Origin of the sequence: Aeromonas sp. ZOR0001, from assembly GCF_000801015.1 — a bacterium.
GTDB lineage: Bacteria > Pseudomonadota > Gammaproteobacteria > Enterobacterales > Aeromonadaceae > Aeromonas > Aeromonas veronii.
The window spans coordinates 26,029-39,280 of sequence record NZ_JRJY01000006.1 but is presented as its reverse complement, the minus strand read 5'-3'; the positions used below and the strand labels follow the sequence as shown (position 1 = coordinate 39,280).

The window sequence follows — 13,252 nt, the reverse complement described above, 5'->3', positions numbered from 1 at the left end:
TTAACCGCGACGCTGACGCACGGCTTCAAACAGGCAAACGCCGGTTGCCACCGAGACGTTGAGGCTGGATACCGCCCCTGCCATCGGGATGCTCACCAGCTCGTCGCAATGTTCGCGGGTCAGGCGACGCATACCTTTACCTTCGGCACCCATCACCAGCGCCATCGGGCCGGTCAGTTTGGCCTGATAGAGGTCGTGATCGGCCTCACCAGCGGTGCCGACAATCCAGACGCCACGCTCCTGCAATTCGCGCAGGGTGCGGGCCAGGTTGGTGACCTGAATCAACGGCACCACTTCAGCGGCGCCACAGGCGACCTTGCGCACGATCGGGGTCAGGCCGGTGGCCTTGTCCCGCGGCACGATGACAGCATGAGCCCCGGCAGCATCGGCGCTGCGCAGGCAGGCGCCGAGATTGTGCGGATCGGTCACGCCATCCAGCACCAGCAGGAAGGGCTGGCTCTGTTGTGCCGCCAACTCGTCCAGCAGGCTGGCCAGATCGTGCTCGGCGAGCTTCGGCGCCTCTTTCACCCGGGCCATGATGCCCTGGTGATTGTTGCCTTCCGCTTTGTCATCAAGGGTCTTGCGGTTCACGCTCTGCACCTTGAGGCCGAGGGACTCCAGCTCGGCCAGCAGAGGTTGCAGCCGGTCGTCATCCCGCCCCTTGAGCGCCCATACCTCGATGAAACGCTCCGGGGTGCGCTCCAGCAGCGCGGTGACAGCGTGAATGCCGTAGATCAGTTCTGTACTCATTTAGTGCTCTTGGCCTTATCGCGAGCCTTTTTGCTCGGTCGTCTGTTGCTCGGTTTGGCGCGGCCACCCTTGTCGGATTTGCCGTGATCCTTGCCCTCTTTACGTTTTTCGTGGCGCTGGGCGCTCTTGGCCTTCTCTTTCTTGATCTCGGCCTGCTTGCGCGCCATCTCTTTGGCGTTCTTGCCGGTGGCCTTGAGCGGCTCTTCCACCATCACGAAGTCGATCTTGCGATCATCCAGGTTCACGCCCATCACCTTGACCCGCACCTTGTCACCCAGACGGTAGCGACGGCGGAAGTTCTCGCCGATCAGCTGCATGTGCAGGGGATCAAACTGGTAGTAGTCGTTGGTGAGGGTGCTGACGTGCACCAGACCATCGATATGGATCTCCGCCAGACGGACGAAGAAGCCAAAGCCGGTGACGCTGGCGATGACGCCGTCGAACTCGTCACCCACGTGATCCAGCATGTACTCGCACTTGAGCCAGTCGGCCACGTCGCGAGTGGCATCGTCGGCACGGCGTTCGGTCATGGAGCAGTGCTCGCCCATCGGGTCCACTTCTTCCAGCTGGTAGTGATAACCACCGCTCGGGGTCCACTTGTGGCGCAGGTTGCCCTGTTGCTCCTTGGCGGTCTGATACTTGATCGCCCGGTGCAGGATCAGGTCGGGATAGCGACGGATTGGCGAGGTGAAGTGCGCGTAGGACTTCAACGCCAGACCGAAGTGACCGATGTTGTCAGCCTGATAGATGGCCTGACGCATGGAGCGCAGCAGCATGGTGGAGAGCAGCTCCGCATCCGGTCGCCCTTCAAACTTGGCAGCCAGCTCGGCAAAGTCTTTCGGCTCGGGCTCGAAGCCGCCTTTGAGCTCCAGACCCAGTTCGGCCAGGAAGTCGCGGAAACCGGTCAGACGCTCTTCGCCAGGACGATCGTGTACCCGGAACAGGGCAAAGGCTTCGTTCTTCTCGATATAACGAGCTGCGGCCACGTTCGCCTGGATCATGCACTCTTCGATGATCTTGTGGGCATCGTTGCGCACCAGTGGCACGATGCGGTCGATCTTGCGCTGGGCGTTGAAGATGAAGCGGGTCTCCTCGCTCTCGAACTCCACCGCACCGCGCTGATGGCGGGCATGCTTGAGCGCCTTGTAGAGGTTGTTGAGCTCCTCGATATGGCCCACCAGCGGATCATACTGCTGGCGCAGCTTGGGATCGCCATCGAGGATCGCGGCAACCTTGGTGTAGGTCAGACGGGCGTGAGAGTTCATTACCGCTTCGTAGAACTTGTAGCCGGACATGCGGCCAGCGGCGGAGATGGTCATCTCGCACACCATGCAGAGGCGGTCAACTTGCGGGTTCAGGGAACACAAGCCGTTGGAGAGCACCTCCGGCAGCATGGGCACCACGAACTCGGGGAAGTAGACGGAGTTGCCGCGCTGATACGCTTCGGCATCCAGCGCCGTGCCGGGCTTCACGTAAGCGGAGACGTCAGCAATGGCCACCCACAGGCGCCAGCCGCCACCACGCTTGGCTTCACAGAAGACGGCGTCATCGAAGTCACGGGCATCTTCCCCGTCGATGGTCACCAGCGGCAGGGCGCGCAGGTCGATGCGGCCCTCTTTGGCTTTCTCCGGCACCTGCTCACCGAGACCGGCAACCTCTTTGGTCACCTCTTCCGGCCAGGTGTGCGGGATACCGTGGGTACGCAGGGCAATTTCGATCTCCATGCCCGGCGCCATGTTCTCGCCCAGCACTTCCAGTACGGTGCCGACGGCATTGATGCGGGAGGTGGCGCGCTGATTGATGCGCACAACCACGACCTGGCTCTGGCGAGCCCCTTTGTTTTCCCCTTCCGGGATGATGATGTCCTGGCCGATACGGCTGTCATCCGGCACCACGAAACCAACGCCATTCTCGACGAAGTAACGGCCGACAATGTCTGCCTCACGGGACTTGAGCAGGCGCACCAGACGCGCTTCCTGACGACCCTTGCGGTCGATCTCGGTCGGCTGCACCAGCACGTAATCGCCATGCATCAGGCGTTGCATCTCTCGGTTGTTCAGATACAGATCCGGACCACCACCTTCCGGACGCAGAAAACCGAAGCCATCCTTGTGGCCGATTACATAACCTTTGACCAGATTCAGGCGATCCGGCAGGGCATAACATTGGTTGCGAGTGAATACCAGTTGTCCATCACGCTCCATGGCGCGCAGACGACGACGCAAGGCTTCCAACGGCTCTTCATCTTTCAGCTTGAGGACCTTGGCCAACTCTTCACGGGACATGGGCTTTTCATGGCCCTTGATGAGTTCCAGGATCAACTCGCGACTGGCGATGGGGTTATCGTATTTTTCGGCCTCGCGTTCGAGGAAAGGATCTTTTTGAGACATAAGCAGGCCTTAGGGTAGGTGGTAACGGTGCCATTATATCGGAGGGGGGGGCGAATGGCATCCATCGGCTGCCTTTTGGCCAATCTCTCTGTCATACTATCTTCAGTTCGCTGGCATGATGAGACACAGAACTCATGAGTAAGGACACATTTGCCCAATCTGCCGCCTATCTCAAGCAGGCAGTTCCCCTGATGATCAAGTACCAAATCCCAACTACGCCGGACAACTACCACCTCTGGTACAACTATGTCTCGGCCAGCATGCCCGAACTCAACCAGGCGATCGATCAAGCCATCAAACTGCAGGGAACCTGCTCCCTCACCACCTGCGAGCGCCTTTATCACCAATATCTGGCTGCGCAGGACGAACAGCAGATGGAGGCGATGAAGCTCAACCTTGCAGCCATGGCCAACGAGCTCGGCCACTCCATGCAGGATGCCATCTCCGATACCGGTATGTTTCAGGAGATGCTCGACAAGAGCTTCGACAAGTTAAGTAAGATCGACGATGAGGGGCTGAGCCTGGAAGATACCATGGGCATCTTGCGAGACTTGGTGCGCGAATCGCGGGATGTACGCATGTCCACCATGCACTTTCGCAGCCAGCTCAGCAATGCCGAGAAGGAGATCAAGGAGCTGCGTGCCGCGCTCAACGAAACCCGCAAACTGGCCAACGAGGATGCCCTCACCAACCTGCTCAACCGCCGAGCCTTCGATCTGGAGCTGGAGGGGTTGATCCGCAGTCAGCACCCCTTCTCGCTGATCCTCGCCGATATCGATCGGTTCAAAAATTTCAACGACGAATATGGGCACCTGCTCGGCGATCAGGTGCTGCGCGCCTTCAGCAAACGGCTGCGCGATGCCTGCAAGGAGGGGGTCACCGCCTATCGACTGGGTGGCGAGGAGTTCGCCATGCTGGTCCCCCATCGCTCGCTGGCGCTGGCCAGACAGATGGCGGAGAGCATGCGCCGCGCTATCGAGCGGATGTCGATTCTGGATCGCAAATCGGGCCGCCGCATCGACCACATCACAGCCTCGTTTGGCGTGGGCGAGTTCAATGGTCAGGAGAGCGCAGACTGTCTGGTCGAACGTACCGACAAGCTGCTCTACAAGGCCAAGGAGCTGGGGCGCAACCGGGTGATGCCGCTCCCTTCCTGATTTAGTCCCCTGCCCGACCGCAATGCCAATGTAAAAAGCCAGTCAGATCAACTGACTGGCTTTTTGGTCTCTCTTGCTCCGACAGGGGCTGTTCATTCCAGCCCCAGTGGAACTCTGCTCAGTGTGAAGGATTACTCCTGCACCTCGCTGACACCTTCGACTTTCACATCAACACGACGATCCGGAGCCAGACAGACGATCAGCTCACGCTTGGACTTGCTGACGCAGCTGTCGCCGGTAACGGGTGAGGATTTACCACGCCCTTCCACATTGATCTTGGCGGCCGGGATCCCTTTACCAACCAGATAGTTGGCAACGGTCTGGGCACGCTGTTCGGAGAGCTTCTGGTTGTAGGCATCGGAACCAATACGGTCGGTGTGACCAATTACGGTTGCCACGCCATCTTTGGGTCGTGCTTCTTCAATCTGGCTATAGAGGCTATCCAGTGCCTGACTGGCCTCTGGCTTGAGGGTCGCCTTGTTGAAGTCAAACAGCACATCGGAGCTCAGGGTGAACTGCTTCTCAACCATCACAGGTGCAGGAGCAGGTTCCGGAGCGGGGGCGGGCGCCACAGGGGCAACCTGACCAAAGCGATAAACCGCTGCCAGTGAGAGCAGGCCGTTATCCATTCTCAGACCGGTATCATCGCGGCTGCCATACGGGGTGGTGTACTGGTACTCCAGGCGAGCGGCCCAGTCGAGATTGAACGCATACTCGGCACCCAGTGCACCGACCATGACAAAGCGGCTGTCATCTTTGTAGACATCGCTCTTGGTATCAGCCCAGCCATAACCGCCACCGACACGGCCATACAGATCCAGATTATCGGTAACCGGGAAGCCCAGTTTCAGGGTCAGTTGAGCCAGCTGTGCTTTTACTTCATCACTGAAAGCGCCTGCCGCCGTAGTGGCATCGTATTTGTAATTGCCCAGATAGTCGTAACCCAGCTCCAGTCCCAGATTCTTGTTGATCTGATAACCGCCAAACACGCCTGCACCCAAGGCATCGTTGGTCTCATTGCCAAGGGTCAGGGCATTGCTTTCATCAATGCCGTAGAAGTTGGACCAACCCAGTTTGGCGCCGCCATACCAGGTGTTGTCTTGACCGGCAGCCTGGGCATTGGCCGCCAGCAAGCCGGTAACCAGCAAGGTAATCAATGATTTTTTCATGTTTGAGCCTCTGCAACTTTATGTAGGAGGAGGTTGATTGATATCACCTCGTCTTATAGGTGCAACCACCCAAAAGCGATCGCAGCATATCAACGTTAGCCTATTTTCAAGTCACTGATATCAATTAACAAAAAACACTCTAACGCAACCACGTTACAAAAACAGCAACAAACGTTTGTTATTTGAACTGAATGTGACGCAAAAAGACGCACAAATGAGGGCAGATAGGAGAAAAAGGCCAGCAACATGCTGGCCCGAAGCGATATCAGTGACGAACAAACTCGTAGTGCTGATCGATAAAGTCAGCAACACGCTGGCTCAGTACCTTGTGCACCGTCTTGGTCGGATGCACCTGATCCCAGAACATATGCTCATCGCAGTTAAGAGTTGCGGCTCGCCCTTTTGCTTGCCCGCTCACCACCGCCTGCGCCAGGATCGGGTTACCGGCAATAGCCACTCTTTCGGAGACACTTAAAGCCGGGGTCGCAGCGACCTCGGCGGCGCTGCCGGAGAATGGCTTCCACGTATAGCCGCCACCGTAGCAAGCGTGTTCTGTGTCACTCAGCCCGAACAGCTGGGGATCGCGCATCATCTCATCAAACTGCTTGTCCACTTCGAACAGCTTCACGATGCCAAGGGGAGCCAGCTCTCGAGTGAGGTTCTGCAACTTCTGGTTGTGGTAACTGGCCACATGGCGCACCTTCTCCACCACCTTCATGCTGCGGGCTGACGGGGTCTGCCCCAGATCAGGAATGTTGAACAGCAGGATCTGCTGCGCGCCGTTGAGCACCAACCGGTTGGATGCCAGCCGGATGGTATCGATCACCCGATCCGCATCCCGCTCGGTGTTCCAGCCATAGGCCAGATAGTCGTTGGCACCGACCCAGATCACCACCAGATCATCGGGACGGAACTTGTCCTTTTTCAGGAACTGATCGATCTCGTAATCGAGGTTGTTGATCACCTGATATTTGGGATCCCAGGACCAGAAACCGAGCCAGCCATTCAGGGCCCCCAGATGGTTATAGGCCACCGCGGTTGCACCGCCTTCAGCCTCGTTGGCCACGACCAGACCGGGAAAACGCTCGTCACCCAACTGCTCCAGCCACACCGGGCCGTTGCTGAAACGCCCGTTGAAGTAGGGTGGGCTGGAGGGGAGATATCCCCGCATCTTCTTGTACATCTTGCCGGTGTCGGAGAGGCTGTCACCAAACATCACGACCCGGGAAAAAGGTTGGCGTCCCTCTGCCGCTTGCGCGGTCAATGCCATTAACCCCAATAAACAAACAAGCCATTTTTTCATATTGTTATGCTCTTCGATTAAGCAGGTGAGACCTGCGGACTTCTCCTCGAGTGGCGACAGGCATGGGAAGAGTCTGCTGCCACTGACTTCTGGTGAGGGCGACAGATTACAGTTCCAGATGAAATCACACATGTTCCGCCACCGATGAAATCGCTTGCGCTCACAAAACAGACAATCACACCAGCCTATTTCTTTCACGCTTGTTTCACGCCCCCCCCGGCACAATGCCCCCATACCAACGACAGGAGTATGAAATGAACAAGGCAAGCGCAAGCGTAATCGGACTGTTGACCCTGATGTCTGTCTCCTCTTTTGCCATGGCGGCCTATACCGGCCCGCAAGAACAGAACAAGGTTTCCGTTGCTCAACTGAAAGATCTGGCCGATGACAGCTGGGCCACCCTGGAAGGGAAACTGGTCAAGCACCTGGGCGGCGAGAACTATCTGTTCCGCGATGCCAGCGGTGAGGTGGAGGTCGAAGTGGATCAGGATGTGTGGCGTGGCACTGAAGTGGGCCCGGATGATCAGATCCGCATCCGTGGTGAAGTGGACCACAGCTGGAACAAGACCGAAGTGGAAGTGAAAACCCTGGAGAAAGTGGGCGCGGCCCCGCAGACCAAGGGCGGCTTTATCGCCAAATAAGGCCACTTCAACGACGAACTGGCCAGACGTTAAAAGGGCGCTTGATATCAAGCGCCCTTTTGCATGGTTAACCCAGCGTCACCGCTTAACCGGCCCGACTGGCAAAGGCTCTCTTGAACCCCTTCTCGGCCTGATTGACCTTGTAGAGGTAACGGCGCGCCTCCTCTTTGGGATGCTGCTCGGTCAACACCTGATAGACCGCCTCGGGGGAGAGCTGGTTGATCCGGCCCGGCGCCGCCTTGCGATCGCTGGAGAAGGTATTGAGCACCCCGCCAGCGCCACCGTTATAGGCGGAGATCACCGCATAGCGACGGGAGCGCGGGTCCTCGATATCCGCCAGATAGACGGTCTGCAACAGGTGCAGATAGGCGGTACCAACATCGATGTTGTAGGCCGGGTTGAACAGCTCCTCCCGGGTCGGCTGACCGTTCTTGCCCTTGACCCGAACATAGACGTCACGACCGGCGGTAGCCGGGATCACCTGCATCAGGCCATAAGCGTTGGCATGGCTCACCGCATAGGGGTTGAAGCTGCTCTCGGTCTTGATCACCGCATAGATCAGGCTCTCCGGCACGCCGTATTTGCGCGACGCTTCCCGGATGATCCCCGCATACTTGTAGCCCCGTCGATCTTCATGGTTGGCCACCATGGGTATATCGACGAAGAAGATGGTGCGAATACCCAGAGTGCGCTTCTTCATCGCCGTGTTGAGCAGGTAATCGGCATAACGCTCGGCGCGCCAGGAGGCGCGGATTGGCTGGCGCTGATTGTCCAGCACCTGACCGTAGAGGAAGGGCTCGCCGCCGGTCAGAATTTCCCGGTCGGAGTAAAGATCCACTTCGGCCGGATCGTCCGGCGTCAGCAGGGTCTCAATGATGGCGCGACGCAGGTGAGCGCGGGGATCGATGCCCGAGACCGTCTCCACCATGATGTGGCCGCTGGAGAAATCGATGTGGGCCCGACTCTTGTACTGATCCGTGTATTTTACGTAGTCAAACTTGCCCGCAAACAGCGCCTCCCGCCCCCATATCTCGTTCACGTTATGGGAGAGCGCGCTGATCATGTGTTCAAAACCGCGGATGTCCTTGCCGTTGACCAGATCGTCATCCTCACTCCCGCTGGGCTTGGGGGAGGATGAGCAGGCAGAGAGAAACAGCAGGGTGCACAGCAGCCAAAAAATTCGGCCCATAGGATCCTCAAACCGGGCAGCAGAGCTGCCCATCATTCATTTGCTGCGACTTCAGGAGCGGTCACGCCAGTGTGGCGCCATTCCCGCACCTGTTCACACGTACAACAGCCGGAGAGCTTACTGGGCAGGCGGGGTGTAACCTTCGATCTGCACTTCACCTGCATCAAACAGGTAGCTGACCATCTCTTTTTCCAGCAGTTGGCGATGCTCAAGATTCATCATGTTGAGCTTTTTCTCGTTGATCAGCATCACCTGCTTCTTCTGCCACTCGGCCCAGGCTTCCTTGCTGATGTTGTCAAAAATCCGCTTGCCGAGCTCACCGGGATAGAGTTGGAAATCCAGACCCGGGCCCTCTTTTTTCAGGCGTTGGCAAAATACAGTACGGCTCATGTTGACCTCTATGGTTGTAACTCTGGATAGCCGAGCAGACGGGCCGTGGCGGCCGCCAGCCCCACCTCGGCAGGATGGCATAAGTTATACCAGAGTCGGTTATCTGCTTCCATGAGCCGCAGCGGCTGCGCCTCATCAATGTCAATCAGCAGCGGCTGAATATCGAGATGGAAGTGGCTGAAGGTATGGCGAAAACCGGCCAGTTCCCGATAACCGTGATGGCTCAGGCCGAGGGACGCCAGCAGACCATCCACCTCCGCCAGCGAAGCAACCTGCGGGAAGCAGTAGAGCCCGCCCCAGATCCCCTGTGGCGGCCGCTTCTCCAGCAGCAACTCATCGCCATGGCGGATCAGCAGCATGATGCCATCGCGAGCCGGAATGCTCTTCTTGGGCTTGCTGTTGGGATAGGCGGTGGGCTTGCCTTGCGACAGCCCCTGGCAATCGGCCCGCACCGGACAGCGATCACAGGCAGGCTTGCTGCGGGTGCAGATTGTCGCCCCGATATCCATCATCGCCTGATTGTATTGCGCCACGCCCAGTTTGGGGGTCAGCCGGATGGCGATCTCCCACAGCTCGTTCTCCACCTGTTTTTGGCCGGGCCAGCCCGGCAGCGCCAGCCAGCGGGTGAGTACCCGCTTCACATTGCCATCAAGGATGGCGTGGGGCTGACCCAGAGAGAGCGACAGCACGGCCCCGGCGGTAGAACGACCAATCCCCGGCAGCGCCATCACCTCGTCAAAGCGCTCGGGAAAGAGACCATGGTGATGATCGCGGATCTGCTGGGCCGCCTTGTGCAGGTTGCGGGCCCGGGCGTAGTAGCCAAGCCCGGTCCAGTGGTGCAGCACCTCGTCGACAGGGGCATCGGCCAGCGCCACCACATCGGGGAAGCGCGCCATAAAACGCTGATAATAAGGGATGACTGTGGCGACCTGAGTCTGCTGCAGCATGATCTCCGAGACCCAGACCCGGTAAGGGGTCTTCTCCTGCTGCCAGGGCAGGGTTTTGCGGCCATGAAGCTCATACCACTCCAGAACCCGGCTTGCGAAGGTTGATTGATTCACGTTGTTCTCATGTCGTTGATATATGGGGAACTCTGCGGTTCCTTCGGCTCATCTGGCCTGCGCGGGCATAAAGTCATCCCGCAGCACAGCGCCAGCTGTCTGGTGCGGCAGCGTAAGGCCTCGTCCCGCCCAAGTCAAAGCCACGCTGACTGGCACTGCGGCCAGGTGGTGGTCAGGCAGCAAAGCGGTAACAAAGACGATATACTCGGCCCCACGATTGATGACGGGAGAGACGGTTTGCAGACTTATCTGGTTGGGGGCGCAGTACGGGATCGCCTGCTGGGATTGCCGCAGGGCGACAGGGATCATCTGGTGGTCGGCGCCACCGTGGAGCAGATGCTGGCGTTGGGTTTTACCCAGGTCGGTCGCGACTTTCCCGTGTTTCTTCACCCCAAAACCCAGCAGGAGTATGCCCTCGCCCGTACCGAACGCAAACAGGGTCAGGGCTACACCGGCTTTGTCTGCCACGCCGCCCCCGATGTGACGCTCGAGCAGGATCTGCTGCGCCGGGATCTCACCATCAACGCCATCGCCGAAGATGATCAGGGCCAGCTCCACGATCCCTACGGTGGCATCGAGGATTTGGAAAAGCGGCTGCTGCGCCACGTCTCCCCCGCCTTTGCCGAAGATCCGCTGCGCATCTTGCGGGTCGCCCGCTTCGCCGCCCGCTTCCACGCTCAGGGCTTTACCATAGCGCCGGAAACTCTCTCCCTGATGAGCGAGATGACGGCCGCTGGCGAGCTGGCCCACCTCACGCCGGAGCGAGTCTGGAAGGAGCTGGAGAAGGTGCTGCTGGGGCCGACCCCGCAGATCTTTATCGAGGTGCTGCGCCAGTGCGGCGCCCTCAAGGCGCTCTTCCCCGAAATCGACGCTCTGTTCGGCGTCCCCGCCCCGGCCAAGTGGCACCCGGAGATCGACACCGGCATCCACACCCTGATGGTGCTGGAGCAGGCGTGCCGGATCTCCCCGGAATTGACCGTCCGCTTTGCTGCCCTCTGCCACGACCTTGGCAAGGGAGTAACCCCCAAGGAGTTCTGGCCAAGCCATCACGGTCATGGCCAGAAGGGGCTGCCGCTTATTCGCGCCCTGTGCGAGCGGTTCCGGGTTCCCAACGAGTGCCGGGATCTGGCGCTGCTGGTGAGCGATCTGCACACCCACATCCATATCGCCTTTGAGCTCAAGCCCGCCACCCTGCTCAAGGTGTTCGACAAGGCTGATGCCTGGCGTCGCCCCGAGCGCTTTGCCCAGCTGCTGGATGCCTGCCGCGCCGACTTCCACGGCCGCACAGGTTTCGAGGAGCGGGTCTACGCCGAGCCGGACTATGTGGCCGAAGCGCTGGCTGCCGCCCAGGCGGTGCCGGTGAAAGAGATAGTGGCGGCCGGTTACAAGGGAGAAGAGATCAAGGAGCAGCTCGCCAAAAAGCGCACTGATGCCATTAGCCGCATCAAGGATGAGTGGACCTTTATCGAGGAGTAACCTCGGCCCCATAACAGACGGCCGCCCTGATGATGAACTCCGCAAGGAGAGCATCGCCAGGGCGGCCGTTTTGCATCCAGGTTTATATGTGAAGGGGCGCTAACCTCTGCTGGTGCCGTTATGCCGGACCAATTCGCTCCATCAGGCTCATATGGGATGAGCCATCGTGGCGCTTGAGATTCTGGCGGTACTCAAACTGGCGCTGGCTCTCCTGCTTGAGCCCCAGCATCAGCGAATAGCACATCGCCAACATGATCACCGAGAACGGCAGCGCCGCTATGATGCTGGCCGCCTGCAAGGCCGCCAGGCCGCCGGAAACCAGCAGGATAGCGGCAACCAGCCCCTGCCCCAGACCCCATACGGCGCGGTGCAGTACCGGCGGCTCCTGATCACCGATGGAGAGCAGAGTGGTGATGACCAGCGTGCCCGAGTCACTGGAGGTGATGAAGTAGGTGCAGATGAGCAGGGTCAACACGGCCTTGGCGATCCAGCCGAAGGTATCCCAGTGCAGCAGCTCGACCGTCTTGTAGAGCGCCAGCGTCACATCCTGATTGACCGCCGCGACCACGCCGCCGCCACCAAACAACTCCAGATTCATCGCCGTACCGCCAAACACGGTGAGCCAGAACATGCCGAGCAGCGAGGGTACCAGCAGCACACCGAGCACAAACTCGCGGATAGTACGCCCCTTGGAAATGCGGGCGATAAACATGCCGACAAACGGCGCCCAGGCAATCCACCAGCCCCAGTAAAACGCCGTCCAGCTCGACTGCCAGGCCGAGGTGCCGTTGGCCTCGGTGTTGGTCCAGAAGCTCAGTTTGACGATGTTCTGCAGGTAATCACCGATGTTCTGCACATAGGCGTTGAGGATATAGGTGGTCGGCCCCAGCACCAGAAAGAGTGCGAGCACGAAGACACTCAGCCAGATATTGAGCTCGGAGAGGATCTTCACCCCGCGCCCGACCCCGGAAACCGCCGACAGGGTGGCGATCAGGCTGATGCCGCCAATCAGCCAGAGCTGGTTGGACTGCGATACGTCCATACCGAACATCTGGTTGAGGCCGGTATTCATCTGGGAGACCCCCAGACCAAGGGAGGTCGCCACTCCGAACACGGTGCCGAACACCGCCAGCACATCGGCCGCATGGCCCCAGAAACCGTAAATCCGCTCACCGAGGATGGGGTAAAGCACGGAGCGAATAGCCAGCGGCAACTTGCGACGATAACTGAAAAAGGCCAGCGACAGGCCAACGATCACATAGATGGCCCAGGGGTGCAGGCCCCAATGGAAAAAGGTGAGGCGCATGGCGATCTGGGCCGCTTCCGGGGTCATCCCTTCGGTAATGAACGGATTGCCCTGCAGATGGTTCATAGGCTCGGCGATGCTCCAGAACACCAGACCGATCCCCATGCCAGCGCTAAAAAGCATGGAGAACCAGGCGAAGTAGCCGAACTCCGGTACCTGGTCGTCGTCACCCAGCCGGATGCTGCCAAAACGGCTGAACATCAGGTAGACAGCGAAGAACAGGTACAGGGCGACCACCAGAATGTAGTACCACTTGAACCCGGCAATAATCTGATCCTTGGCACCGACAAACCAGGCGGCCGCGGTATCGGGAACAAATACGCCAAAAAGCAAAAACAGGGTGATCACGGTGAGGGCCGTCATGGCCATGGTCGGGTTGAGGCCTTTCAATAGCCCTTTGCTTGCTCGCATCCAGCCTCC

Annotated in this window: 11 protein-coding genes; 3 read left to right on the top strand and 8 right to left on the bottom strand. The window is 59.1% G+C overall.

The genetic code is table 11. From position 1 onward, the window contains the following. Positions 1-750: a 23S rRNA (guanosine(2251)-2'-O)-methyltransferase RlmB gene (gene rlmB, locus L972_RS01020; protein ID WP_047434512.1), complete on the bottom strand. Its 750-nt coding sequence runs from the start codon at positions 748-750 to the stop codon at positions 1-3. After that, complete coding sequence (gene rnr / locus L972_RS01015; protein WP_047434510.1) at positions 747-3,140, bottom strand: ribonuclease R; 2,394 nt, start codon at positions 3,138-3,140, stop codon at positions 747-749. Before rnr ends, rlmB begins: the two co-directional genes overlap by 4 nt. A gap of 134 nt (positions 3,141-3,274) precedes the next feature. Between rnr and L972_RS01010 the strand changes: the two genes are divergently transcribed. Continuing rightward, entirely contained in the window at positions 3,275-4,297 is a 1,023-nt protein-coding gene (locus L972_RS01010; RefSeq protein ID WP_047434508.1) for a GGDEF domain-containing protein, read from the top strand. A gap of 131 nt (positions 4,298-4,428) precedes the next feature. Here L972_RS01010 and ompA read toward each other — a convergent pair whose 3' ends face one another. After that, a complete protein-coding gene (gene ompA, locus L972_RS01005) occupies positions 4,429-5,466 on the bottom strand; it encodes a porin OmpA (protein ID WP_005335824.1) in 1,038 nt (345 codons plus the stop codon). 265 nt (positions 5,467-5,731) lie between these two features. Then, a complete protein-coding gene (locus L972_RS01000; protein ID WP_047434505.1) occupies positions 5,732-6,769 on the bottom strand; it encodes an SGNH/GDSL hydrolase family protein in 1,038 nt (345 codons plus the stop codon). 254 nt (positions 6,770-7,023) lie between these two features. Here L972_RS01000 and L972_RS00995 point away from each other — a divergent pair, with 254 nt between their 5' ends. After that, positions 7,024-7,410: a YgiW/YdeI family stress tolerance OB fold protein gene (locus tag L972_RS00995; RefSeq protein WP_005335826.1), complete on the top strand. Its 387-nt coding sequence runs from the start codon at positions 7,024-7,026 to the stop codon at positions 7,408-7,410. Between the two features lie 85 nt (positions 7,411-7,495). Here L972_RS00995 and mltC read toward each other — a convergent pair whose 3' ends face one another. From mltC to mutY, 3 genes are all read right to left on the bottom strand, one after another. Next, positions 7,496-8,599: a membrane-bound lytic murein transglycosylase MltC gene (gene mltC / locus L972_RS00990; RefSeq protein ID WP_047434570.1), complete on the bottom strand. Its 1,104-nt coding sequence runs from the start codon at positions 8,597-8,599 to the stop codon at positions 7,496-7,498. A gap of 117 nt (positions 8,600-8,716) precedes the next feature. Then, entirely contained in the window at positions 8,717-8,989 is a 273-nt protein-coding gene (locus tag L972_RS00985; RefSeq protein WP_005335828.1) for an oxidative damage protection protein, read from the bottom strand. An 8-nt stretch (positions 8,990-8,997) separates the two neighbouring features. Then, positions 8,998-10,050 carry an A/G-specific adenine glycosylase gene (gene mutY / locus L972_RS00980; protein WP_047434503.1) on the bottom strand — a complete coding sequence of 351 codons (1,053 nt, stop codon included), beginning with the start codon at positions 10,048-10,050 and terminating at the stop codon, positions 8,998-9,000. A gap of 237 nt (positions 10,051-10,287) precedes the next feature. On the opposite strand from mutY, the gene L972_RS00975 reads away from it, so the two are divergent. Further along, positions 10,288-11,526: a multifunctional CCA addition/repair protein gene (locus tag L972_RS00975; protein ID WP_047434500.1), complete on the top strand. Its 1,239-nt coding sequence runs from the start codon at positions 10,288-10,290 to the stop codon at positions 11,524-11,526. Positions 11,527-11,644: 118 nt separating this feature from the next. Here L972_RS00975 and L972_RS00970 read toward each other — a convergent pair whose 3' ends face one another. Then, positions 11,645-13,243, bottom strand: coding sequence for a BCCT family transporter (locus L972_RS00970; RefSeq protein ID WP_047434497.1), 1,599 nt, complete (start codon positions 13,241-13,243; stop codon positions 11,645-11,647). Positions 13,244-13,252 lie beyond the last annotated feature (9 nt).